21 protein-coding genes are annotated in these 23,625 nt (G+C 72.7%); 9 read left to right on the top strand and 12 right to left on the bottom strand.

The genetic code is table 11. The features are described 5' to 3' along the window. The first annotated feature begins 104 nt into the window (after positions 1-104). A complete protein-coding gene (locus J2S66_RS13755) occupies positions 105-989 on the top strand; it encodes a phosphotransferase family protein (protein WP_310307396.1) in 885 nt (294 codons plus the stop codon). Positions 990-1,301: 312 nt separating this feature from the next. Here J2S66_RS13755 and J2S66_RS13750 read toward each other — a convergent pair whose 3' ends face one another. The 4 genes from J2S66_RS13750 to J2S66_RS13735 all read right to left on the bottom strand — a co-directional run bounded on the left by J2S66_RS13750 (position 1,302) and on the right by J2S66_RS13735 (position 3,928). Beyond that, positions 1,302-2,003: a CPBP family intramembrane glutamic endopeptidase gene (locus tag J2S66_RS13750; RefSeq protein WP_310307395.1), complete on the bottom strand. Its 702-nt coding sequence runs from the start codon at positions 2,001-2,003 to the stop codon at positions 1,302-1,304. Positions 2,004-2,272: 269 nt separating this feature from the next. After that, positions 2,273-2,971: a DUF998 domain-containing protein gene (locus J2S66_RS13745; RefSeq protein WP_310307394.1), complete on the bottom strand. Its 699-nt coding sequence runs from the start codon at positions 2,969-2,971 to the stop codon at positions 2,273-2,275. Between the two features lie 93 nt (positions 2,972-3,064). Then, entirely contained in the window at positions 3,065-3,478 is a 414-nt protein-coding gene (locus J2S66_RS13740; protein ID WP_310307393.1) for an STAS domain-containing protein, read from the bottom strand. A gap of 54 nt (positions 3,479-3,532) precedes the next feature. Next, positions 3,533-3,928, bottom strand: coding sequence for a hypothetical protein (locus tag J2S66_RS13735; RefSeq protein ID WP_310307392.1), 396 nt, complete (start codon positions 3,926-3,928; stop codon positions 3,533-3,535). Between the two features lie 330 nt (positions 3,929-4,258). On the opposite strand from J2S66_RS13735, the gene rph reads away from it, so the two are divergent. Then, positions 4,259-6,859, top strand: a complete 2,601-nt coding sequence (rph, locus tag J2S66_RS13730) for a rifamycin-inactivating phosphotransferase (RefSeq protein ID WP_310307391.1) — start codon at positions 4,259-4,261, stop codon at positions 6,857-6,859. Positions 6,860-7,058: 199 nt separating this feature from the next. On the opposite strand, the gene J2S66_RS13725 is transcribed toward rph, so the two are convergent. Beyond that, entirely contained in the window at positions 7,059-7,583 is a 525-nt protein-coding gene (locus tag J2S66_RS13725) for a hypothetical protein (RefSeq protein ID WP_310307390.1), read from the bottom strand. A 1,027-nt stretch (positions 7,584-8,610) separates the two neighbouring features. Here J2S66_RS13725 and J2S66_RS13720 point away from each other — a divergent pair. Together J2S66_RS13720 and J2S66_RS13715 are read left to right on the top strand one after the other, a co-directional pair. Further along, positions 8,611-9,027: a DUF6892 domain-containing protein gene (locus J2S66_RS13720; RefSeq protein ID WP_310307389.1), complete on the top strand. Its 417-nt coding sequence runs from the start codon at positions 8,611-8,613 to the stop codon at positions 9,025-9,027. A gap of 78 nt (positions 9,028-9,105) precedes the next feature. Continuing rightward, the gene (locus tag J2S66_RS13715; RefSeq protein ID WP_310307388.1) at positions 9,106-9,531 is read left to right on the top strand and encodes a nitroreductase family deazaflavin-dependent oxidoreductase; all 426 of its coding nucleotides are present in this window, start codon (positions 9,106-9,108) and stop codon (positions 9,529-9,531) included. A gap of 197 nt (positions 9,532-9,728) precedes the next feature. Here J2S66_RS13715 and J2S66_RS13710 read toward each other — a convergent pair whose 3' ends face one another. From J2S66_RS13710 to J2S66_RS13700, 3 genes are all read right to left on the bottom strand, one after another. Beyond that, the gene (locus J2S66_RS13710; RefSeq protein WP_310307387.1) at positions 9,729-10,655 is read right to left on the bottom strand and encodes an alpha/beta fold hydrolase; all 927 of its coding nucleotides are present in this window, start codon (positions 10,653-10,655) and stop codon (positions 9,729-9,731) included. 115 nt (positions 10,656-10,770) lie between these two features. Further along, a complete protein-coding gene (locus J2S66_RS13705) occupies positions 10,771-11,895 on the bottom strand; it encodes a cytochrome P450 (RefSeq protein WP_310307386.1) in 1,125 nt (374 codons plus the stop codon). Positions 11,896-11,987: 92 nt separating this feature from the next. Then, on the bottom strand, positions 11,988-13,358 hold the full coding sequence (locus J2S66_RS13700) for a M28 family peptidase (protein ID WP_310307385.1): 1,371 nt from the start codon (positions 13,356-13,358) through the stop codon (positions 11,988-11,990). A 160-nt stretch (positions 13,359-13,518) separates the two neighbouring features. Here J2S66_RS13700 and J2S66_RS13695 point away from each other — a divergent pair, with 160 nt between their 5' ends. Next, on the top strand, positions 13,519-13,890 hold the full coding sequence (locus J2S66_RS13695) for a hypothetical protein (RefSeq protein ID WP_310307384.1): 372 nt from the start codon (positions 13,519-13,521) through the stop codon (positions 13,888-13,890). Then, positions 13,887-14,372, top strand: coding sequence for a metal ABC transporter permease (locus tag J2S66_RS13690; protein WP_310307383.1), 486 nt, complete (start codon positions 13,887-13,889; stop codon positions 14,370-14,372). The genes J2S66_RS13695 and J2S66_RS13690 overlap by 4 nt, the downstream gene beginning before the upstream one ends. Here the strand turns inward: J2S66_RS13690 and J2S66_RS13685 are convergent. Next, positions 14,288-16,711 (bottom strand): hypothetical protein, encoded by a 2,424-nt coding sequence (locus J2S66_RS13685; RefSeq protein ID WP_310307382.1) that lies wholly within the window; start codon positions 16,709-16,711, stop codon positions 14,288-14,290. The two genes, J2S66_RS13690 and J2S66_RS13685, sit on opposite strands and share 85 nt — an antisense overlap. Positions 16,712-17,113: 402 nt before the next feature. Between J2S66_RS13685 and J2S66_RS13680 the strand changes: the two genes are divergently transcribed. After that, entirely contained in the window at positions 17,114-17,662 is a 549-nt protein-coding gene (locus J2S66_RS13680) for a hypothetical protein (protein WP_310307381.1), read from the top strand. Positions 17,663-17,747: 85 nt separating this feature from the next. On the opposite strand, the gene J2S66_RS13675 is transcribed toward J2S66_RS13680, so the two are convergent. The 3 genes from J2S66_RS13675 to J2S66_RS13665 all read right to left on the bottom strand — a co-directional run bounded on the left by J2S66_RS13675 (position 17,748) and on the right by J2S66_RS13665 (position 21,615). Beyond that, positions 17,748-19,190, bottom strand: a complete 1,443-nt coding sequence (locus J2S66_RS13675) for a PepSY-associated TM helix domain-containing protein (protein WP_310307380.1) — start codon at positions 19,188-19,190, stop codon at positions 17,748-17,750. A 141-nt stretch (positions 19,191-19,331) separates the two neighbouring features. Beyond that, positions 19,332-19,901, bottom strand: a complete 570-nt coding sequence (gene sigC, locus J2S66_RS13670; RefSeq protein ID WP_374726196.1) for an RNA polymerase sigma factor SigC — start codon at positions 19,899-19,901, stop codon at positions 19,332-19,334. A gap of 520 nt (positions 19,902-20,421) precedes the next feature. Further along, positions 20,422-21,615 (bottom strand): globin domain-containing protein, encoded by a 1,194-nt coding sequence (locus J2S66_RS13665; protein ID WP_310314784.1) that lies wholly within the window; start codon positions 21,613-21,615, stop codon positions 20,422-20,424. A 227-nt stretch (positions 21,616-21,842) separates the two neighbouring features. Between J2S66_RS13665 and J2S66_RS13660 the strand changes: the two genes are divergently transcribed. Beyond that, positions 21,843-22,322, top strand: a complete 480-nt coding sequence (locus J2S66_RS13660; protein WP_306747950.1) for a cation:proton antiporter regulatory subunit — start codon at positions 21,843-21,845, stop codon at positions 22,320-22,322. Positions 22,323-22,328: 6 nt separating this feature from the next. Then, entirely contained in the window at positions 22,329-23,495 is a 1,167-nt protein-coding gene (locus J2S66_RS13655) for a cation:proton antiporter (RefSeq protein WP_310307378.1), read from the top strand. Positions 23,496-23,625: the final 130 nt, after the last annotated feature.

Genomic DNA, 23,625 nt, shown 5'->3' with positions numbered 1-23,625 from the left:
CCGTGCTCGCGCCTCGCGAGCACGGGCCGGGGGCCGGCGACGCCCGCCACCGCCGCCCGCGAAATCCGGCGACGCGAGCGGCCGTCCGCGCCAGGATGGCGGGTGTGGAAGAGGTCGAGGTCGTCGTCGCCCACAGGCAGCGCGCGACGCTGCGCGTCGGCGAGGTGTTCCTGAAGGTCGACGTCGGCCCGGCGCACGCCGACGTCGAGGTGCGGGCGATGGCCCTCGCGCCCGTACCGACCCCGGCGGTCCTCTGGCACGAGCCGCCCGTGCTCGCGATCGCCGCCGTGCCCGGCACGGCGCTCGGCGTCCTCGGCGAACCGTCGGCCGCCTCGCCGGCGGCGTGGGCCGCGGTGGGTGCCGCCGTGCGGGGGCTGCACGACGCGCCGTTGCCGCCGTGGCCGGGGCGCGGGCTCGACGACGTGGCGGCGGAGCTCGACAGCGAGTGCGCGTGGCTGCTCGCCAACGCCGTCCTGCCCGCCGAGGTGGTCCGGCGCAACCGCGAGATCGCGCAGGCCGCGCTCCGGCCGTGGAAACCGGTGTTCATCCACGGCGACCTGCAGATCACCCACGTGTTCGTGGACGGCGACGAGGTCACCGGCGTCATCGACTGGTCCGAGGCGACCCCCGGCGACGCCATGTCCGACCTCGCCACCGTGACGCTCGGGCACGAGGAACGCCTGGACGACCTGCTCGCCGGCTACGGCCCCGGCGCGGACCGGGACGTGATCCGCGGCTGGTGGTCACCGCGCAGCCTGGTGGCGTCGCACTGGCTGATCGAGCACGGCTTCGACCCGGACGCGCCGGGGTGCGAGTTCGACGTGCTCAGGTCCCGGATGCGGGAACCCCAGGACCTGTGCCGGGGACGAGTGCCAGTCCGTGGGAGAGCAGGAACGGGTCGGTGCCCGGTGCCGGCAGCGTGGAGAAGCCGACCCCGGCGCACAGGGCGATGCCGCTCGCGCCGCCGGGCTGGTCGTCGACCGCGATGAGGAACTGCGACAACGCGAGGGAATCGGGACCGGCCAACGCGACCGGCCGATTTCGGGCGCGCGACCATCCCCGAATGGGGGAAGACATGGGGAAGGGACCCCGGATCTCGGGAACGCGCGGACAGCGCGTGGAGGAGGAAGCGCCGTGAAGGCGGCGCGAACCTGCGCCGATCCACCACGGCGCGGGTCGTTCACACCCGAGTTCTCAGCTGCCACTCACCGATCCACCATAGCGCCGCCGCCCGACGGCCGGCCACCGGACGCGCCCGCCCCGACCGCGTCGACGGGAGCCGCGAGCGGTTCCCGGGCGGGTCACCACACGCCGGTGGTGGTGAGCAGGAGCGCTGTCGCGGGGAGGAAGTTGTTGACCTGGTGGGCCACCACGCAGGCGAGCAGATTTCCGGTGAACACCCGTGCCAGGCCGATGGGGGTCGACAGCAGGAGCAGCAGGGGGGTGCGCAGCAGTTCCAGGTGGGCGACGGCGAAGAGCGCGGTGGTGGCGGTGAAGATGAGCCAGCGGTTCCAGCGCCAGTGCTCCAGCGCTCTCCAGAGCACGCCGCGGAAGAGGACCTCCTCGGCCAAGGGGGCGAGCAGCCACAGGGCCGCGAACGCGACGAGGGCGGTGCCGGGGGAGAGCAGTCTGTCGGTGAACTCCTCGCCCACGGCGGAGGAGGTCCGCTCGTCGCCGTTCCAGGCGGTCCACAGCGCTGCGGCGGGTAGTGCGAGGAGCAGGCCGCCGAGTCCCAGCGCGATGCCCTTCTTGACGGCCTTGGGGTCCCAGCGCAGCGACAGTTCGCGGCGCGTGCGCCCGGCCCTCGGGCCGGTGCCCACCAGCGCGGTGCCGGCGATCGCGGTCAGCGCCGCCACGGACAGGGGCACGATCAGCAGGGCCAGCAGCGGCAGCGTCGGCAAGGGGCCGTCGAGCACGTCGGGGTCGGTGAACGCGAACGGGGCGAGCACCAGGGCGGCGACCAGCAGCAGCACCACCGAGGCCACGACGAACACGGCTATCATCGCCCACCCGGCGCGTGATCCCCGGGCGGGCGCCTGGGCCCCCGCCGGGGGGCGGCGCGTCCGGTCGGGCAACTCGGACATGAAATTTATTCGGGTCTGGTCGGCCAAGGCGTCACCTCGGGATGCCGGTCCAACTCTGGTGAGCGGGCCTTCACGCCCGCGATGTCGGAGAGTGTCCACCTCCGGGGTACCCGCCGGCGCTCCACCTGAACTGGGTCGAACAGGTCTTCCGCTCGTCGGCGACGGGCTCGTGGCGACGACCCGCCCGCCTACCCCGCGGCAGTCTCGTCCGTCCGGGTGCACCTGGCGGTGAAGACGGCCGTCGCGGCGACGAGTTGCCAGGCGGTGATCGCGTAGACGGAGCCCCGCTCCCAGGTGCCGTCGTCGAACAGCACGGCCGCCCCGGAGACGGTGTTGACCCCCAGCCCCAGCAGTGAGGCGATGCCGGTGGCGCCCAACGCGAAGCCGGCGATGCGGACCGAGCGGGCCGTGGCGTGCCGTCGGAGCAGGAGGGCCGCGGCGACGGTCGCCAGGTTGCCGCCGAGGATCGCCATCACCGCTCCGGTGGGGTGGAGCGCCGCGACGACACCCGCCACCTGTCGACCGCTGTGGAAGGTGGCGACCAGGGCGTTGCCGACCGCGTGCGCGACCGCCAGTGCGAGAAAGGCCGGACGGCCACGGCCGCCGGGCAGCGCCCGGGCGACGAAGACCGCACCGAGCAGGAAGAACACGCCCTGGTGCAGGAAGCCGAGGTTCATGACCTCCGCCAGGGGCGAGTCGGGCAGGTGCGTGTCGAGGGGGTCCCGTCGCACGGTGCCGAGGTCGCTGATGTAGTCGTGCGCGTAGCTGTAGCCCGGGAAGGCGGACGCCGCGACGGCCTCCGACACCAGGTACCAAGCGGCTCCCGACGCCCACAGCACCGCCGCGGTGATCAGCGGTTCCCGTCGCGGTTCGCCCGGTCGCGTCATCGTCGCTCCTCAACCGCACCGGTCACCCCGGCGGTGACGTGCGGATTCTGCCCGTTGCCGGCGGGGTCGGCCGCGCCCGCCGGAACGTGGGTGTCAGCCCGCGCGCCCCCGGTGCCGGTGCGGACCTCTCCGGTGCTCGGCGGTGTCGGCCGGTGCGCGCACCGGGTGCACGGCGGCCTGCCGGAGCACCGCGATCGCGTGGTCGAGATCGGGGTGCACGGGGATCGCGGAGTCCACGCCGGTGAGGTAGAGCGTGGACAGCGCGGTGTTGTCGCCGGCGACCAGGACGAACCGGACGCCGCGGTGTCCGGCGTTGTGGGCCACGTCCAGCAACAGGTGCACGCCGGCGGCCGCCATGAAGGTCACGCCGGTCAGGTCCGCCACGAGGGCCGATCCCGCGTCGTCGAGCCAGAGCAGGAGTTCCGACCACACCAGGTCCCCGGTGGCCAGGTCGATTTCTCCGGTGACCCGGACGACCTGGATGTCACCGACCGCTACCGACTCCACTGACACCACTGGCGAACCATCCCCGTCTTCACCCTGGCGGGTGATGTCGGACGCCTACCCATTTTGATGTCGTTCACACACCACTGTGAGGATTGCCGGTTGTCGCCGATCCCCGGCGTGGCCGCCGAAGGGCGCGGCGGACGCCGCCGCGCCCCGGGCGACGTGGCCGGCCCCGTCCGCCCCGGCTTTCGGGTTCAGCCGTTCCAGTGCTCGCGCGCGACCGCGACCGGTCCGGTCACCAGCGTGTCGGGGGACTTCCTTGGTGACGGTGGCTCCGGCGCCGACCACGGCACCGCGTCCGATCAGGACGCCGTTGCCCGGGTGGATGCCGCCCTGGCCCAGGAAGGCGCAGCCCTGGTTGACGAAGACGTGCTCCTCGAAGTGCTCGATTCGCTCGGCCACCACGGCGAACTCCGCTGTGCGGACGTGGAGACGTTCTTGAGCGGGCATGGGAATTCCTCGCAATGGCGCGCTGGGAGCGCAGTCGTCGAACGACACCCGTCGACACGACCGTGGTCGACGGAAGTCGACCGCTGTCATCGAAGCGATCGGTGGACACCGGATCGAACAACGGTCATGGCGGCCAGGGGCAACGAGTGGTTGTGCCGACCCTCGAACGGACTACCGCGCTCGCGAGGAAGAAGGCAAAAGAAAGGCAAAGGTGTCCGACACCTCTTGCCATTGTCAACATATAGCGCACGGGGGGTCTTGCCGCAAGACCCGGGGCGGGCCGCAGAATCTGCCACCGACGCCCGACGGGCGAGGGGGAAAGGTGAATGGGTGAGTAGCTACGTGCTCGATCTCCGGGAGGTCGACCGGACGCGGGTCGCCGTGGTCGGCGGCAAGGCCGCGCACCTGGGAGAACTCTCGCGGATCGAAGGCATCCGCGTGCCGGCCGGGTTCTGCGTGACGACCGACGCCTTCCGGCGGGTCGTGGAGGACGCGCCGTCGATGGGCGATCGGCTGGACCGGCTGTCGCGCCTGGACCCGGACGACCGGGAGGAGATCCGCTCGCGCAGCGCGGAGGTCCGGCGGTTCGTCGAGGGGATCGCCGTCCCCGACGACGTGGCGGCGGCGATCAGCGGCGCGTCCGCCCGGCTCGGCGGGGGAGTCGCCTGCGCCGTCCGCTCCAGCGCGACGGCGGAGGACCTGGCCGGGGCCTCCTTCGCGGGCCAGCAGGACACGTACCTGAACGTCCTGGGACCGGCGGCGGTCCTCCGGCACGTCAGCCGGTGCTGGGCCTCGCTGTTCACCGAGCGGGCGGTGACCTACCGGCTGCGCAACGGCTTCGACCACCGCGAGGTCCGCATGGCCGTGGTCGTGCAGCGGATGGTCTTCCCGCACGCGGCCGGTGTCCTGTTCACGGCCGACCCCGTCACCTCCAACCGGAAGGTCGCCACCGTGGAGGCCGGCTTCGGCCTCGGCGAAGCCCTGGTCTCCGGCCTGGTGAACGCCGACGCCTACCGGGTGCGCGACGACGAGGTCATCGCCAAGGCGGTCGCCACCAAGGAACTCGCCCTCCGCGCCTCACCGGACGGCGGGACGCGGGAACAGGCGATCGAGCCCGCGCGGCAGGACCAGCCGGCACTGACGGACGCGCAGGTCGTGCGGCTCGTGCGGCTCGGCCGACGGATCGAAGCGCACTTCGGTCGCCCCCAGGACATCGAGTGGTGCCTGGTCGACGACGACTTCCAGGTCGTCCAGAGCCGGCCGATCACCACGCTGTTCCCCATCCCCGAGACCGACGACGGGGAGAACCACGTCTACGTCTCCGTCGGTCACCAGCAGATGATGACCGACGCCATGAAGCCACTGGGGCTGTCCCTGTGGCAGCTGACGACGCCCCGCCCCATGGCCGAGGCGGGTGGCAGGCTGTTCGCCGACGTCACCCGGCTGCTGGCGTCGCCCACGAGCCGCGCCGGCTTCCTGGAGGTCGTGGGGAAGTCCGACCCGCTGATCGGGGACGCGCTGCGGACCGTCCTCGAACGCGACGGCTTCGTCCCCTCACTCCCGGACGACGCTCCCGCCGAGTCGATCCCCGGTGCCGCGCCGACCACGATCGAGACCGACCCGGCCGTCGTCACCGAGCTGATCGGGCGCGGCGAGGCGTCCGTCGCCGCGGTGGAACGCGACATCCGGACGAAGTCCGGACCGGAACTGCTCGACTTCATCCTGGCGGACCTCCAGGAGCTGCGGAGAACGCTGTTCGACCCGCTGAGCACCCGGGTGATCACGGCGGCGATGCAGGCGACGTGGTGGCTCAACGAACGACTGCTCGACTGGCTGGGCGAGAAGAACGCGGCCGACGTGCTCACGCAGTCCGTCCCCCACAACGTCACCTCGGAGATGGGGCTGTCGCTCCTCGACGTCGCGGACGTGATCCGCCCGCACCCCGAAGTCGTCGACTTCCTGCGCGGTGTCGACGACGACGGCTTCCTCGACGAGCTCGTCGGCCTCGCGGGCGGGCGGGAAGCACGGGACGCCATCCGGGCCTACCTCGACAGGTACGGCATGCGCTGCGTCGGCGAGATCGACATCACGAGGCCGCGGTGGGGCGAACGCCCCACCGCGCTCCTGCCCGTGATCCTGACCAACGTCGGGAACTTCGAGCCGGGCGCCGCCGGACGCCGCTTCGAACAAGGGCGACAGGAGGCGTGGAAGAAGGAGCAGGACCTGCTGGAGCGCCTGCGAGCCCTGCCGGACGGGCAGCGGAAGGCCGAGGAGACCAAGCGGGTGATCGACCGCGTCCGGACGTTCACCGGGTGGCGGGAGTACCCCAAGTACTTCATGGTCAGTCGCTACTTCGTGTACAAGCGGGCCTTGCTGGCCGAGGCCGGGCGCCTGGTGCGGGCCGGCGTGCTGCGTCGGGAGGAGGACGTCTTCTTCCTGAGGTTCGAGGAGTTCCACGACGTCGTGCGCACGAACCGGGTCGACGACGAGCTCGTCCGTCGGCGCGAGGAGGCGTTCAGGTCGTACCAGGCGCTCACCCCACCCCGCGTGCTCACGTCCGATGGCGAGGCCGTCGCCGGGGCTTACCGACGCGACGACCTGCCGGCCGGTGCGCTGGTCGGCCTCCCGGTGTCCGCCGGGACGGTCGAAGGGCGCGCCCGTGTCGTCCTGGACGTGGCGGAGGCCGATCTCGAACCGGGCGACATCCTGGTCACGGCCCACACCGACCCCGGTTGGTCGCCCCTGTTCGTCGCGATCACGGGCCTGGTGACGGAGGTCGGGGGACTGATGACCCACGGCGCGGTGATCGCGCGGGAGTACGGCCTGCCGGCCGTCGTCGGGGTGGAGCACGCGACGCGCTCGATCCGGGACGGGCAGCGGATTCGCGTGAACGGAACCGACGGGTACGTCGAGATCCTCCCCGCGACGTGACGAACCGGGCCTCGCCGCGCACCGGGCGGCGAGGCCCGGGAGCGGCCGGGCACCCCCACCGGCGGCCGTCAAGCGGCAGCGGCCGACACGGCTCCGAGCCTTCGTCCACCTCGGGATCGTGGACGCCGGGAAGGACTGGTCGAGCCGGTGGAAGTCGTCGGGCCGGAGTCCGTGACGAACCGCGGTCGGAGGCCCATGGTCAGAGACCCACGGTCAGGACGCCCAGCAGCGTCAACTGGGAGATCCCCGTGGTCGCGCAGCTGATCGGGTCGGGGTTGAGCCCGGTGAGCTCCATCTTGGCCGGTTCGGTGGCGAACGTGCCGCCCGTGATCGACCCCAGCAGCAGGATGACGATGTTGGCGCCCACCCGGCTGGAGGTCCTGTTGTAGGAATACGCGCTGGGCGCGGCGGTCGGATCGGTCCAGGTGAAGACCCGCGTTCCGCTGCCCTGGTAGAACAGCTGCGTGCAGCTGTAGTTCGGCAGTGCGGCCGTCTCGGTGTAGGAGCCGGTGGCGACGGAACCGCTGGTGCAGTTGAACAACTGCCCCTGGACCGTGACCGTGACCGTCTGCGGCGTGTTCGTCACCGGTTGGCTGAAGGACACCACTTCGTTGACCAGGCAGACCTGCCCGGCGTCCGCATCCGCGTTGGCGGCCGGCGCCGCGCCGGACAGCACCGCCGAGGCCACCAGACAGGCGGTGGCGATGCGCACGAGTGCTTTCATCCCGTTCATCCACGAATCCCTTCGGATATCGAACCGGAACCGTCCCGGGAGCCGCACCGGCCCTCCGACCAGTACGCGGGGCTGACCGGGGGACAGACCTCATCTTCCCCCGTTCGTCGGACACGACGCCTCGACCGGGAACACCATACGGGAGAATTTCGACGCCGCCGCCACTTGTCCGCCGTTGGCGAGTCGGTGGACGTGGTCCGCGCGGAAGCGGAATCCGCGTCGCGGACGCGCCGGCCACCTGATGGGTGTAATCGATTCCTGCCGGGAATGCCTGTGGCCGCTTTGTGCGGTCCGGTGATCACGTCCGACACGTCGCTCGGAACAACGGTGCCACCCGTGCGGCGGAACGGGTGCTCCGAGAGGGTGGTCGACGATCCGGATCGATCCCGACGTCGGCGTGGGGCCGTGTTGCCGGTGGGGGCCAGCGCTTCCCGCCAAGCGGTACGGGTCTCGTCGTGCGGGCCGAGGGCGACGTGGGCACCGCTGTGCCGGCGCTCGCTCGCCATCGACTCGTGGGCAGGTCACGAGTCGATGGCGGACACCGCACCGCGATTACTGCCGAGTTCCTCCCTCAATTCCCGGTGCACGGCAATTCCCGGTGCACGACATCGACGCGCCGCACGACTCGGACGAGAGCGGCGAACTCGTCATCGCCCGGCAGTCGCCTGCTCTTCTCCGAGTCGATCCGGCGAATGCGCACGTCACCGGTCTCGCCACTCGGCACATCCCACAGCGCCGCGGCGTTGGCCCGCGGTACGGCCCGAAATCGAACCCGGAGCGCAGCAGGTCGTGCACGTCAGCGGCGGACGTGATCCGCTGTCCGCCTGCGCGACATCCGCATGGCGACGACGCGCTGGAACGCCGGCCCGCGACCGCCTCGCCGACGAGTTCGACATCACCACCGCCGAGGACCTCCTGGCCGCGGTAATGGAGCAGGGCCCCACCCGGACCGCCGGGTGGGGCGAGAACGGGAGGACTTCCGGATGGCGGTGTCATGGCCCGCCTATATGGTTCGGGTATGAGCCAGTCGATCCCGTTCGCCGACGCCAACTTCAAGCTCGCCGTCGTCCAGGAGCTGATGTACGACCAGGACCTCCTGCCGAGGTTCGACCTGCGCGAGTACGCCGCCGAGCAGGGCTTCACCTACGACCACGGGAGCGTCGAGGCGGTGCCCGAGGCCCTGGCCTACTTCGAGGCGCTCGAGGTCCCCGTCGAGCTCGCGGAGAAGATCACCGAGATCGGGATGGACGGCGGCAACGAGGTCTACCTCCAGATCGCGCCGAACTGGGACGGCGAGGACGACCTGTTCGACGTCGACGAGTTCGCCGACCTGCGGCACTTCCCCAACCTGAAGTCGATGACGCTGCTCTACACGGGTAACGAGGAGGCGCTGGAGATGCTGCGTGCCCGTGGGATCGACGCGGACTGGGTCTGAACCGGCCCGTTCCGCGACACCGGGCCGCACGGACAATCGGCACGCACGATCACGACCCGACAGGACGAGGGTGCGGACATGAGCGACTGGAATGCCAAGGTCATCGAGGAGTTCAGGGCGAACGAGGGGCACGTCGGCGGCCCGTTCGCCGGCGCTCCCATGGTGTTGGTCCACCACCGGGGTCGCAAGAGCGGACGTGAACTGCTCACCCCCATGATGTACCTGCCGCACGACACCGACGACGAGGTCATCTACGTCTTCGCCTCCAAGGCGGGGGCACCGGAGAACCCGGACTGGTACTACAACCTCACCACGGCGGGCCGCGCCACCGTCGAACGCGGCACCGACACCTACCCCGTGGTCGTCCGGGAGGTCACCGGTGTCGAGCGCGACCAGCGGTATGACGAACAGGCCCGCCGCTATCCCGGCTTCGCCGAGTACGCGCAGAAGACCGCCGGTATCCGCACCATTCCGGTCCTGGAACTCACCCGCACCACGGCGTAGCCTGTCGCCGTGCTGTACCGGGTCCTCGGTGGGACGGGACGCGGAGGTGGTGGCGCATCCGGCGCGATCCCGCGCACCCGCGTCCCCGCACCAGCCCGCCGAGCCCGCGAGGCACCCCTGGGGGATACCCGCGCCACCCGTCGTCGACTGGCACGCCCGTTGACCGGCGTCGGTGCGAAGCGCCCGCGGGCAGGTGCTCACCGCCCGTCGCGGCTGTCGGCAGGGTGCCGGGCCGAGGCCGCTTCGGCGCGTTCCACCAGCCTGACGACGCGCTCGGCGAGTTCGGACCACAGTTCCCGAGGCAGGTTGTGGCCCATGCCGTTCACCAGCAACAAATCCGCGTCGGGAACGGCGTCCGCCGTGGCATGTCCGCCTCCGAGGTCGATCACGCGGTCGGCGGTGCCGTGGACGACCAGCGCGGGCACATCGAGCGATCGCAGCCGTGCGGTGCGGTCGCCCGTGGCCACGGCCGCGAGCCCTTGTCGCTGGGCGCCCAGGGCGTCGTACCCCCGATCGTGGACGACCCCGGCGCGCTCGGCGACCTCGGCCTCGTCGAACGTGAAGACCGGTGACGCGGTGATCCGCGTGGTCCGCACCCGCCACTCGACGAACGCCTCCCGCTCCGGCGGCGGCGGGCCCAGTTCGGCGAACAGAGAGAAGTCGGCTTCACCCACACCAGGCTCGCCGGTGGTCGACATCATCGACGTCAACGACCGCACCCGCCCGGGGTGCTCGATCGCCAGGACCTGCGCGATCATCCCTCCCAACGACGCCCCGACGACGTGCGCCCCGCCCCACCCGAGCACGTCGAGCAGCCCGACGGCGTCCGCCGCCATGTCCGACAACGCGTAGGACGCCGTCGACAGGTCGCCGGCCAGGGCCGCCGCGAAGTCCGGCACGGGCGCGTCGGGGAAGTGCGTCGACCGACCGGCGTCGCGGTTGTCGAACCGGACCACCTGGACACCGCGATCCACCAGTTCCCGGCAGAACCCGTCCGGCCAGTCGACCAGCTGCGCGCCCGCGCCCATGACCAGCAGGACGGGCGGGGTGCCGGGGTCGCCCAGGCGCTCGTACGCGATCTCGATGCGGGACTGGCCGACGTCCCGCGCTCTCCGTTCCGGCATGACCGCAACGATAAACCGGGCGGGCGGCGCGGAAATCGGACCGCGGTCCGATGTTCCCCCGACCCGGGTCTCATGGTGACCGGGAAGACCGCGGGATCGCACAGGTCCTACCCGCTCACCGGACCACGCGCACCGGCAGGTGGTCCAGCCCCCGCTGGGTGGCGGTCGGCCGTCGCACCGGGACGCCGGCGGGTTCGAGGCGCGTCACCCCGCCCAGCGCGTGCAGCAGCGCCAGCAGCACCTGCCTGCCCAGGTGGCCGCCGAAGCAGGAGTGCGTGCCCCGGCCCAACCCCAGGTGCGGGTTGGGGTTGCGGGTGAAGTCCGCGGTGTCGGGGTCGGGGAAGACCTCGGGGTCGCGGTTGGCCCCGGCCAGCACGACCACCACCACGTCACCCCGCGCCAGGCGCCGCCCGCGCAGCTCGACGTCCGCCTTGCAGTGCCTGCTGACGACCTGCACCGGTCCGGCGAGCCGGATCAGCTCCTCGGCGCCGCGGCCGTCCAGCGCCGCCAGGTCCGCGCCTCGGCACGGGCCGTCCCCGACCAGCCACGCCACCGCGTTGCCGAGCAGGTTGGCCGTGGTCGAGTAGCCGGCGTCGAACACCGCGCGCAGCGAGTTGCGCAGCACCCGCTCGTCGGGCGGCACCGCGGCCAGCACGCCGTCCGGTCGGGCCGCGGCACGCCACCGGTCGATCATCGCGTTCAACGCGTCCCGGGCGGCCAGCGAGGGCGCCCGGCGCTCGGGGGCCAGGCCGGAGTCCATGCCGAGCACCAGCGTGCGCGAGGCCGACCGCAGCTGTTCGTGGTCGTGCGGCACGGGCACGCCGTAGAGGGCGCAGACCGCCCGCAGCGCGAGCGGTTCGGCCACCTCCGTCACGAGGTCGACCACGCCGTCGAGCCGGCCGACCAGCTCCTCCGCCGCCCGCCGCACGGCGTCGGCCCAGCCCGCGACCTCCTGGCGGCGGACCGCGTCGACGAACCGGTGCCGCACGGCGGTGTGCTCGGGCGGGTCGAGGGTCTGCACGCTGAGCACCTGCTCGGGGATCGGCTTCCCCAGTGCCCTCGGGTCCGAGCCGAAGGCGCCGGTGTCCTTGAGGACGCGGGTGCAGTCGTCGTGCCGGGTGAGCACCCAGGCGGCCAGCTGCTCGTGCCGGTGCACCGGGTCCTCGGCCCGCAGGCGCGCGTACACGGCGTGCGGGTCGGCGAGCATGGCGTCCGACAGCGGGGCGAAGATGCTGCTCACCGTTCTCCTCTCGGGTCGGTGGGGCGCGGTCGCCCGCACCCCACCGCGTCACGGTTCACCTAGTGGGGGTAGTCCATCGGGGACACCTCCTCTCACCCGTCGAGGTCGTCGTCCACGGCGAAACGCCCCACGGCCCAGGCCATGGCGCGCATCGCCTCGCCCAACGCGCGGACGTGCACGTTGGACAGGTCGTCGCACGGCTGGTGGTAACAGGGGTCGTAGGGCTGACCGGCGACGCCGCCGAACACGGCGGCCTCGTCGGCGGTCTTGATGCCCCGAACCCCGCCGAACGCGCCGCCCACCGGCACGCCGGCGCGGGCGAACGGCTCCTGGTCGGAGCGGATGTCGCCGAGGTCGGCGGTGCGGAACGGCAGGCCCTGCACGCGGTACCCCCGGGTCAGCACGGCCTCCACCACGCCGGAGCCGGGCGGCCCCGCGGGCGCGCCGACGTCCGGGTGGTCGCTGTCGTCGCCGTCCACCACGAACCGCACGAAGTTCGGCGAGGCGATCAGCTCCCAGTTCAGGTAGAGCCGGATCGCGGCCAGCTCCTCCGGCGTGCGGGTGGCGACGTAGTGGGTGGAGCCGACGTTGATCAGCTCCTCCGCGCCCCAGAACGCGAAGCGCACCCGGTTCTCGACGCGGTGCTGGTGCGGTGCGAGCCGCACGGCGGTCTCCACCAGCGCCGAGACGCTGGTGGCGTTGTCGTTGATGCCCGGCCCGTCCTCGCCGCTGTCCAGGTGGGCGCCCGCCATGACGACGTGGTCCGCCCGACCCCCGGCGGTTTCGGCGAACACGTTGACGGTGGTGGCGTCGGAGGACCGCCCGCTCAGCTCCAGGACACCGCTGCCGGACAACGACTCCCCGTCGCGCCGGCTGACGAACGCCACCGGTAGCACGGCCCCGGTGGCCTGGCGGCGGATCACCGAGTCGGCCACCGGCGACGGGTCGTAGACCAGCAGGGCGCGCACACCGGCTTCCGAGGCCGCGATCGTCTTCGCCGCGGTCGTGCAGGCACCGCTGGGCGCGACCGCGATGGCGGTGCCCGGCGGGTAGTCGGCGGGGGCGCACCCGGACGCGGTCACGCGGGCGATGGAGCCCTCCACCCGTGTCGACGGCGCGTACTGGGCCATGAGGACCCGCACCCGGGCACCGGCCGAGGTGATCAGGGATTCGGTGTCGACGGTGAACTCGCGATAAGGAACGGATTGCGTGGTCACCCGGTAGCCGGCGCGTTCGAGAACGCCTTCCAGGTGTTCCCGGGACATCTGGAAACCGGGTGAACCCGGTGCCCGGTTGCCACCTCCGGCCCGGGCCGCGGCGTCGAAGGCACGCACCGAGGCCATGGCGTCACGGGTGCTCACCGAATGGGACAACCGCTGCGCCAACCAGGTGTTCGACGTGGTGGCCGCGACGGGAACGGGAAAGAGCAGGGCTGACAGCAGGACGAAAGCAACAATGCGCATGAATACCCCCGGAGACGGAGAGAATGCCCTCCCGACATTTTCGCCACCTGTTCGCAGGCTACTTCCACAAGTGGTGGCTTCGCAACCGCGGCGCTGGTCCCGTTTTATTTCACGACCGCGTGGAATCCATTCCACGCGGGTCGCGCTCCAGAACGACGCGGTGACGTACCGCCGGCCGTCGGCGCCCTCGATCCCGACCGCCACCACGTCGGCGCAGCTCGCCGCGACGGGCGCGAACGTGTCCTGGCTCGCGCTGGGTGGACTGCTCACGCCGGTCACCGGCGTCGACGCACCCACCCAGGAGCCGTTGAGCAGACTGCCGGCCGAACTGCGCGACGAGGGCGTGGCGGTGCTGATGACCACCCACGACCTTGCCGCCGCCGCCACGTTGTGCAGCCGGCTGTGCCTGCTCAACCCCACGGTCGTCGCCGACGACGAGCCGGCCGCGCCGGCCGACACCGACATCTGGCTGCGCACCTTCGGCCTGGACCGGGCCGAGCAGCTGTTCAAGGCGCTGGGGGTGACCGGGTGACCGCGTTCCCGGACTTCCCGACCGCGCCGTGGCAGTACGACTTCTGGCGTCGCGCGCTGCTGGTGGCGCTGATGTCGGGCCTGGTCTGCGGCGTGATCGGCAGCCACGTCGTGCTGCGCGGCACGGCGTTCATCGGCGACGCCGTCTCGCACGCCGTCCTCCCCGGCATCGCAGCCTCCTTCGGCCTCGGCATCGTCATCCTCAGCACCGCCCCCGGCTACGGGGGCTCGCTGGAGTCGTTCCTGTTCGGCTCGATCCTGGGCATCAGCGACTCCGACGTGGTCCCGGTCGCGCTGATCGGCGCGGCGGTCCTGCTGTGCCGGCTGTTCGCGCCGCGCCACGGCCTGCTCGCCCGGACCCGCCGGACCGCCGCCCGCACCGCCCTCCCGGCGAGCGGTCAACCGTTGCCGACCGCCTCCGGCTGGATGATGTGCACCCGGCCTTCGCCGATGCCGGTGACGTTCGGCTTGAGACCGTCGTAGTCGAAGTCCGGGTCGCGCAGGCTGGCCAGCACCTGGGAGACGTCCCAGTCGGGGAACTGCGTGGTGGCCAGGTGGGCGTCCGCGATCGCCTGGGTGGCCATGCCGAAGGCGTTGGCGCCGGCGGTCCGCTCGCTCTGCTCCGCCGTGTCCGCCAGCCCGGCGACCCACACCCGCGCCCACTTGTAGTCGTCCAGCACGTCCTGCGCCGCCACGACCACCCCGCCCGGCCCGGCGATCAACCGGATCGGGCGGTCGACGCGGTCCTTGCACGCCTTCAGCGTCGCGCCGATGGAGAGCAGCTTGAGCAACTGGTCCCCGCGGCCCGCGACCACCGGCACGACGGTGTCGGCCTCCGCGCACAGCCGCGCCACGTCCTCCTTCTTCAACGTGGGCTCGCCCTTGCCGCCCTTGCCCGGGGTCTCCTTCGCCACGACGTCCTTGTCCTCCGACCCGACGCCGCGCGCGTTCAACTCGTCGCGCAGCTCGTTGCTGAAGTACGGGTCGTCAGGGTCGTAGACGACGGCCGATCCCTGCTTGCCCTGACCCCTCACCCACGTGGCGATCTCCTCGGCGAAGGCCGCGTTGAACGGTGACGAGAGGAACATGTTCGGGTTCTGGGCCATTTCGCTGCCGTACATCGCCGCGCCGATCACCGGTATCCCGGTGAGGCCGCCGACCGCCTCCAGCGCCTCCGGCCTGCTCTGCGAGATGCCGATGACCGCCGCGAGTTCACCCCGCCCGACCCGCTCGCGCTCGGCGATCCGCTCGGCCACCCAGCGGCCGTCGGTGAAGCGGTCGCCGCTGTTGGCGAGGATCAGCTTGACCGGGACCCTCCCGTCGTCGCTGTCGGCGAGTCGGTTGTGCTCCTGGTGCAGGTCCACGACGCCGGCCAACTGCCAGATCGCGTTCGGCGGCGCCGTGCTCTCCGCCTGGTCGGCGCGGGTCAGCGGCCCGAAGAACACCACGGTCCGGTAGTAGCGCGGTTTGCCCTGCCGGTCCTTGAGCCGGTCCACGGCCTCGTTGTTCTCGGCCACCCGCTGTTCGAGCAGCGCGAGGTCCGGCACCTTGTCCCCGAAGCCGGTCTTGCCGCTGACGAAGCTGCACCCGCTCTCGATCACGCCGACCCGTTCACCGGCGGCGTTCACCCTCGTGTCCGCGCAACCGCCGCGCAGGTAGTGGTGGACGCCCACGCCGAGCCCGCCCGCCACCACGGTGAGCACCAGTGCCAACGGCACGAAGGCCGACACGCCGGGCACCCGCGGCGCGACCGCCTTGTGCGGCGTCAACCGGATCTCGACAGCGGGGTCGACCACCTCGTCCCGGGGGAGCCGGAAGGCCAGGTACGGCGGCCGGGGCAGCGCCGTGCGGTCCCCCTTGAGGAACCGGCGCAGCGCCTTCGCCGCCTCCGGCACGGTGTGCACGGTCTTCGCGACGCGCTCGGCGTGCTCGGGGGCCAGCGTGCCGACGACCAGCAGCGGGGCGGGCTCGTGGTCCTTCACCTGCTCGGCGAACTGGTCGAGCAGCACCGCCGTGAGCGGGTGCACGCCGTCCAGCAGCACGACCGGCGTCCACTGGCGCCGACGGCGTCGCGGTGAGATCCGGCCGCGCCGCATCACGTCGGCCAGGTCCTGGAGGATCGAGCCGACCAGGAGTCGGCGGCGCAGGTCGGTGTGGCCTTCCGGGTTGCCGGCGGGCAGCAGGAGCAGCGCCTGGTACGGGAAACCCCCACCCGTGCGACCGGCGTTCGCGAACTGCTCGCGGAGCCGCCGCGTCGACCGCCCGTTGATCCTCCTGGAGAACAACCACCTGCTCGGACCGCTCAGGATCGCGGTGAGCACCACGCCGATCCACTGGATCGGGAAATTCGCGCTGCTCATCTCCCGGGCCCAGGCGAGGAAGGGGTGGCGGCTCTCCCAACGTCGGTACAGCAGGGTGAGGAGGGTGGATTTCTGCGTCGCCACGGACGTCCAGTTGACGTCCTGGCCGACTTCCAGGACGTCGAGGACCAATTGGAAGCGGGGGGTTTTCCAATTCCGGCCGGCACCGCGGGGAGTGGTGTTCTTCAACTCCTGCGCGAGCAGGTCGAGGAGTGCCGCGTCCGTCGGCAGGGCGTTCCCGGCGGACGCCTCGGCGAGGTCCGGCTTCGCGTGCGCGTGCGGCACCAGGTCCCGGCCGTCGAAGTCCGACAACCGGCGCTCGACGTCGGTGAGGAACTCGCTGTTCGACGCGGGGTCGTCGGACGTCGCGACGACCACCGGCGAGGGCGCGGCGGGTCGGTTGCCGATGACGTCCTCCAACGCGAAGACCAGGTCGTCCATGCCGTCGACCGGTTTGAGCATCCGATCCTCCGAGTTGTCGTCACCGAATGCTCGGGCTATCGTCCCGGCGGTGTCCGCGTTACCGGGGTGATCGTGCGGGATACCGAACGGAACAGGGCCGCAGATCTGCGGAAAACTGTTTCGAGTTGCCTGTCCCCGGCACGGGAATCGGCTGATCGCGTGGTTCCGGCGGCCATTCGGGTTCGGGAACCGGCTCGGGTCGTCGCTGCCCGCGCACGACGGCGCACGGAGGCGACCGCAGCGCGTTGTCGTGCACCCGCCCCGCAGTGGGTACACCGGCGGGGACACCCCGGGCACGGGGGTCGGCGGCGGCGACGACGCCGGCCGCCCGATGGCGATACGGCAGGAGGCAGGGTGGTGGAGCAGTCTCCCCGTCCTCGACGGCCCTCACCCGATCCCGACGTGTTCGGGGAAGCCGCGGTGCGGGAGTTCCTCGATCCGTGGCACCCGCGGGCCAGCGTCGAGGGCGACCGCCCCGAGCGGGTGTTCGTCGACCCCGAACGGGTGTTGGACAACATCACCCTGGCCCTGCACCGGTTCGACGTCGACATCGACTCGCCGCCTGCGTTCGAACCCGACACGGTGACGGTGAACGAGCTGTCGGTGATGCTCGACGACCCCGACCGGGCGGCGGCGATGGTGGCGCACCTGGTCAACATCGCCGTGCAGCTCATGGCGGCCCGGTACCCGGAGCCGCTCGTCCGGTTCCCGCTGCCCGAGACCTACGACCTGCGCGACGTCGACCGGCTGGCCGTCGGCGACCGCGAGCACGGCCTCGCCCGCACCATCCTCAACCGGCGCCTGGCCGCGGACGAGGACCTGCACCCGGACGACCTCGTCGAACTGCTGCGCCCGCTGGGACCCGGCGGGCAGGTCCACGTCCTGGTCGCCCTGTGCCGCATGTACCGGCACAAGCTCCTCGCCCTCAAGCACCACACCGGCACCCGCTGACACCGGCCGGCCGGCCCGCCCGTGCCGCGTGCGACGATCGCGTCGACGCGGCACGGGCGCGCTCACCGGGACCTGGCCGAGCCGCTCACCCGCCCTGCCCGGCCGTCCGCCCGCCGGCACGCCGGCGGGCCAGGCCGAGCAGCCCGTCCACCACGAGGAAGGCGAGCAGGCTCGACCCCAGCAGCGGGATCGCCCAGCCGACGGCGATCAGCACGAGCGGGGCGGGGACGACGAACCACAGGGGGAGGTGCTGCCACGTCCCCCGCTTGGGCGCGCCGCCCACGGGCGCGCGGCGGTCGGCGCGGGTCGGACGGCGCTGCCACCACATCCGGTAGCCGAGTACGACCAGCGTCAGGATGCCCGCCGCCAGCAGGAACAGGACGGCCTGGTTGGCCACCCCGAACAGCCGGCCCATGTGGGCCTGGATGCCCAGCGTCGACAGCTTGGCGAGCACGGGGCGGTCGGCGAAGTCGGCCCGCGCGGTGACGTCCCCGCTCGCGGGGTCCACGGCGACCGCGTCGAGGCGGACCGGCCAGGTCTGGTCGTTCTGGGTGGCGGTCCAGGCGGTGCCGGGCGCGCTCGCCACGCCGAGCTTCACCGGGCCGTCCAGGCCGGCGTCGCGGGCCGCGACGAGCACCTGGTCGAACGTCGCCGGGTCCACCGGCCCGATGCCCCGCGACGCGTCGCCGTGCTCCCCGTGGCCGTCCGAGCCGGCGGTGCCCCCGGTGCCGGTCAGGCTGGTGTCCAGCACGGGGGTCCTGGCGTCGAGCGCCGTCAGTGCCGCGCTGAAGTTCTCCCCGGCGTAGGTGGACCAGGTCAGGCCGGTGGCGGACAGGAACAGCGCCCCCAGCAGCACCCACGTGCCGGTGCTGCCGTGCCAGGACCGGGTCCCGCGCACGCCCTTGGCCCCCGGCTCCGGCGCGAGCACGGCCCGGACGCGGCGACGTGCGGCCCGCTGACGGGACACCCACAGCGCCACGCCACCCAGCGAGATCACCCACAGCCAGCTCGCCGCCAGCTCCGAGTAGAGCCGGCCCGGCTCGCCGAGGTGCAGGTGCCGGTGCAGGCCGCCCAGCCAGGTCGTGGCCGGCGTGGAGTCGAACGAGGTGGTCAGCTGTCCCCGCACCCGCGCGGTGTACGGGTCGACGTAGACCGTCCGGTCGTGCCCCTCCGCGAGGCCGGGCAGGGAGAACACGACCCGTGTCGTGGCCTCCGGGGCGTCGGCGGTCAGCACGGAGGTGACCGCGCCCTCGGGCAGGGCTGCCTGGGCGGCGGCGACCTGCTCCGCCAACGGACGAGGCGCGCCCGTGGCCGCAGGCACCTCCAGCACGTCGTCGTAGAGCACGGCGTCGAGCTGCGGAGCGAACGCGTAGAGCAGCCCCGACAAGGCTGCCACGAGCAGGAACGGTGCCACCAGCACGCCGGCGTAGAAGTGCAGTCGGCGCAGCAGCGGCAGCACGGACACCCGGACCGGGCCGGGGGCCTGGTCGGTTCGCACGTGCACGTCGTCGACGGGGGGAGCGGACACGGGGCACCTCGGGCGGGAAGAGGGGAAGACCTGCCCACTGGTCGGATGCGACCGCCGTCCGGTTCCCGGGACCCCCGACCGGACGTCGGGGTTCCGCTCTGCGCTCCTCGTACCGCGACCCGCGACCCGCGACCCGCCGGGTCAGCCGGCTTCGGAGGCCTCGCCGTCGGCGACCTCGTCGCCGGTGGCGCGAAGCAGGTCGTCGCGGGCGCGGGCGACCCGGGAGCGGATCGTGCCGACCGGGCAGCCCACGACCTCCGCCGCCTCGGCGTAGGGCAGGCCCAGCACCTGGGTGAGGACGAGGGCTTCGCGGCGATCCGGGGCCAGCGCGTCGAGCAGCACGTTCAGCTCGACGGCGTTCTCGAAGCCGGGGGCGACGGCCTTGCGGTCGGCCTCCCGCACCCAGTCCGCGCCGGGGGACAACCGGGGACGCGCCTGCGCCGTGCGGATGTGGTCGACCACCACGCGGCGGGCGATGACCAGCAGCCAGGTGCGGGCGGAGGAGCGCCCGGCGAAGCGGCGCAGGCTCGGCAGGGCACGGGCGTAGGTCTCCTGGGCGAGGTCGTCGGCCAGGCCGACGTCGGCCAGGTGGGCGACGAAGCGCCACACGTCCCGCTGGGTGGCGCGGACGAACCGCTCCAGGGCGGCGTGGTCGCCGGAACGCGCGGCCAGCGCCCAGCGCGTCACCTCGTCGTCGGAAGCTTTCACGATTCCGGATCGTAACCACGCGCCGCCGGGAACTCGTGGGCCGAATGGAGCGACTACCGACGGGTGGACCGCCGGGACCGGGCGCGACCACAGCGACCCCGGGCGACGGCGCCGGGGCGATACCGGTGACCAGCGCCCCACCACCGTGGAGGAGGTCGTCCGCGGGCGGCACGAGGTGCACCGGGTGCGCCACCCGGACCGACGAGTCCCGGGGGGCGCGAACGCGCCGTCCACGTCGGCCGCCACCCGGAAGCCGGCGATCACGCGGTGCAGGCGGATGCCGGCCGGGCCGAACCGTCCGGACCGGACGGTCACGGCGGTACCGGCCTGCTCGACCTCCCGGAACTCCGCCGAGCCGCCCGCCATGAGTTGCCACCTGCGCACTCCCGCACCCCGGGCCGGATTCCGCCGAAGTGGACCCCTGCACGAGTGCCGTGCCCCTGGTGCGGTGCCGCGAGTCGGTGGGCACCCCTCGCCCTTCCGACTCCCGGAGTCCCACCGGGTGCGCGGCGTTGACAGGGCGTCAGCCGGTCCGGCCGTCGAGCATCCCCGGGCCGAAGACCTCGTAGCGGATGCGGTCGCCCGCAAGGCCGCGGCGGAGCAGGCCGGCGCGGACGTCGCGCATGAACGGCACCGGTCCGCACAGGTAGGCGGTCGTGTCCTCGGTCAGCGGGATGGCGTCCACGTCGACGAAGCCGCGACGCTCGTCGTCGCCCGTCTCGTACCAGGTGAGCCGGTCGACGTCGGTGAGGCCCGCGGAGGTCTGGCGGATCTCGGCGCGCAGCGCGTGGTGGTCGGCGGAGCGGTCCGCGTGCACGACCACCACCCGGCGCGTGGGCTGGGTCCGGGCGAGGTGGTCCAGCATCGAGGCCATCGGCGTGATGCCGATGCCCGCGCTGACCAGCAGCACCGGACCGGTGCCCGGGTCCAGGGTGTTCTCCCCGGCGGGCGGGCCCACCAGGAGGGTGTCGTCGGTGTGCACGTGGTCGTGCAGGTGGTTGGACACCGCGCCGTCCGGTGCGCCGTCGACTCCGCGCACGCGGCGCACGACGATCCTCAGCGAGCCCCGCACCGGCCCCTGTGACAGCGAGTACTGCCGGGGCTGGCGGTGGCCGTCCGGCAGGTCGACCGCCACCGAGACGTACTGGCCGGGAAGGAAGTCGGGCACCGCGCCACCGTCGTCCGGCACGAGCGTGAACGACACCGCGTCGACGGCTTCGTCCTGGCGCTTGACGACCCGCCACCGCCGCCAGAGCACCGCCGGGTCGATCCCGCCGCTCTGGTAGAGCCGTGCCTCGGCGGCGATGAGCCGACACGCCAACAGCCAGTAGACCTCGTCCCACGCGGCGGCGACCTCCGGTGTGACCGCGTCACCGAGCACCGTGCCGACGGCGGCCATCAGGTGGCGGCCGACGATCGGGTACTGCTCGGCGCGGATGCCCAGCGACACGTGCTTGTGCGCGATGCGCTCGGCGATCGCGTCGAACGAACCGGGGTCGTCGCCGGGGTCGAGCAGGTGCCCGGCGAAGGCCACCACGGCGGAGGCCAGCGCGACCCGCTGCTGCCCGCCGGCCTGGTTGCCCTGGTTGAACAGGTCGAGCAGCTCGGGGTGCGCGGCGAACATGGACGGGTAGAACTCGCCGGTGATCTGGACGGCGTGGTCGCGCACGACGGGCAGCGTCGCGCGCACCACCTCGGCGGAAGCAGTGGACAGCACGGTGTGGTCCTCCTGGGGTGTCGAAGGCGGGGCGGGCCGAGTCGGTCCAGTCACGCTTCCCACCTTGCGCGACGCGCGCGTCCTCGGGCAGGGAGCAACGTCCGCCGCGAACGGGACTTTCGGCCCTGCCACCCCGATCACCCGTGCAGCGGACCGCGACCGCGCTCCCGACAGCCGTCGTGGTCACCGGTCGCACCGACGTCCGCCGGCCGCGTCATGATGATCAGATGGACGTCAACGAGGTGCTGCTGCCGGGCGTGGGCCTGCGCTACGAGTTCACCAACGCCGACGGCGAGCGGATCGGGGTGATCGCCCGCCGCGAGGGCGGGTTCGAGCTGGTGGCCTACCCGCCGGAGGACCCCGACGAGGCGAGGCCGCTGTTCCGGCTGACCCGGGAGGAGGCCGACGCGGTCGCCGAGATCCTGGGTGCCCCGCGCATCGTCGAGCGGTTCGCCGACCTGTCGCGGGAGGTGCCGGGTCTGCTGTCGGACCGGGTCGACGTGCCGGCCGGGTCACCGCACGCCGACCAGCCGCTGGGCACGATGCGGGCGCGCACGCGCACCGGCGTGTCGGTGGTGGCGGTCGTGCGCGGACCCGACGTCATCGCCGCCCCCATGCCGGCGGAGGTCATCCGGGCGGGCGACGTGCTGGTGGTGATCGGCACGGCCGAGGGCATCGACGCCGTGCGCCGCATCGTCGGGGGCTGAACCGGCGTGCACACCTCGCTGGCCCTGCTGCTCGAACTGGGCCTGATCCTCGTCGTGCTGAGCGCGCTGGGCACGGCGGCCCGCCGGTTCGGCCTGCCCGCGGTCCCGCTCTACCTGCTGGCCGGTCTCGCCCTGGGTGAGGGTGGGATCGCGCCGGTGCCCACGGCAGGCGACTTCGTCGAAGCCGGCGCCTCGATCGGCGTCGTGCTGCTGCTGCTCACCCTGGGGCTGGAGTTCTCCACCGCCGAGTTCACCCACAGCCTGCGCCGCCACGTCCCCTCCGCCGCCCTCGACCTGGCGCTGGGAGCCGGGCCCGGCGCGGTCGCCGGGTGGCTGCTGGGCCTGGACGCCGTCGGCGTCCTCGCCCTGGCCGGCGCGACGTGGGTGTCCTCGTCGGGCATCATCGCCCGCCTGCTGGGCGACCTGCGCAGGCTGGGCAACCGGGAGACGCCGTCCGTGCTGGCCGTGCTGGTCATGGAGGACTTCGCCATGGCCGTCTACCTGCCCGTGCTGGCCGTCCTCGTCGCGGGCGGGACGTGGTGGCAGGCCGCGCTGGGCGTCCTGGTCGCCGTCACCGCCGTCGCGGGCGCGTTCCTGGTCGCCCACCGGTTCGGCCACCACGTCAACCGGTGGCTGGCACACCCCGACGCCGAGCAGCTCATGCTCCGCGTGCTCGGCACGACCCTCGTCGTCGCAGCCCTGGCCGAGTACCTCAACGTCTCCGCCGCCGTCGGCGCCTTCCTCGTCGGCCTCACCCTCACCGGGGAAGCCGCCGAACGCACCCGCCGCGTGCTCGGTCCGCTGCGTGACCTGTTCGCCGCCGCCTTCTTCCTCGCCATCGGCCTGTCCGTCAGCCTCGCCGACCTGCTCCCGGAGCTGCCCGCGGCGCTCGCGCTGGCCGTGGTCGGGGCCGCCGGCAAGGTCGTCACCGGCTGGTACGCGGCCCGCCGCGACGGCGCAGCCCGACGCGGTCGGCTGCGCGCCGGCACCGCGCTGATCGCCCGCGGCGAGTTCTCCATCGTCATCGTCGGCCTCGCCGGCGCCGCCCACCCCGAACTCGGCCCCCTGGTGACCGCCTACGTGCTCGTCCTGGCCACCACCGGACCGCTCATCACCCGCTGGCTCGGTGCCCCGGCGAAGAAGCCGGCCGCCCGCGACGCCACCCCCGGGTAGGCGCCCCGTCGCGGCGACGTCCTGGAGGCATCCTCGATCGGGTGTCCCCGGATCGGTGGAAGAAGTTCAGCGCCTTCCAGTGCCGGACCTAGCCTGGCCCGGCGTGCGGTCGAGAAGCGCGCTCGGCGCG

Source organism: Saccharothrix longispora (genome assembly GCF_031455225.1).
In the GTDB taxonomy this organism is placed as follows: Bacteria; Actinomycetota; Actinomycetes; order Mycobacteriales; family Pseudonocardiaceae; genus Actinosynnema; species Actinosynnema longispora.
This window is presented reverse-complemented; position numbering and strand designations above follow the sequence as displayed.

Coding starts and splice junctions, on each gene's coding strand:
- J2S66_RS13750 (WP_310307395.1), bottom strand. CDS start 2,003: ATGATAGCCGTGTTCGTCGTGGCCTCGGTGGTGCTGCTGCTGGTCGCC.
- J2S66_RS13745 (WP_310307394.1), bottom strand. CDS start 2,971: ATGACGCGACCGGGCGAACCGCGACGGGAACCGCTGATCACCGCGGCG.
- J2S66_RS13735 (WP_310307392.1), bottom strand. CDS start 3,928: ATGCCCGCTCAAGAACGTCTCCACGTCCGCACAGCGGAGTTCGCCGTG.
- J2S66_RS13725 (WP_310307390.1), bottom strand. CDS start 7,583: ATGAAAGCACTCGTGCGCATCGCCACCGCCTGTCTGGTGGCCTCGGCG.
- J2S66_RS13720 (WP_310307389.1), top strand. CDS start 8,611: ATGAGCCAGTCGATCCCGTTCGCCGACGCCAACTTCAAGCTCGCCGTC.
- J2S66_RS13715 (WP_310307388.1), top strand. CDS start 9,106: ATGAGCGACTGGAATGCCAAGGTCATCGAGGAGTTCAGGGCGAACGAG.
- J2S66_RS13710 (WP_310307387.1), bottom strand. CDS start 10,655: ATGCCGGAACGGAGAGCGCGGGACGTCGGCCAGTCCCGCATCGAGATC.
- J2S66_RS13700 (WP_310307385.1), bottom strand. CDS start 13,358: ATGCGCATTGTTGCTTTCGTCCTGCTGTCAGCCCTGCTCTTTCCCGTT.
- J2S66_RS13685 (WP_310307382.1), bottom strand. CDS start 16,711: ATGCTCAAACCGGTCGACGGCATGGACGACCTGGTCTTCGCGTTGGAG.
- J2S66_RS13660 (WP_306747950.1), top strand. CDS start 21,843: ATGGACGTCAACGAGGTGCTGCTGCCGGGCGTGGGCCTGCGCTACGAG.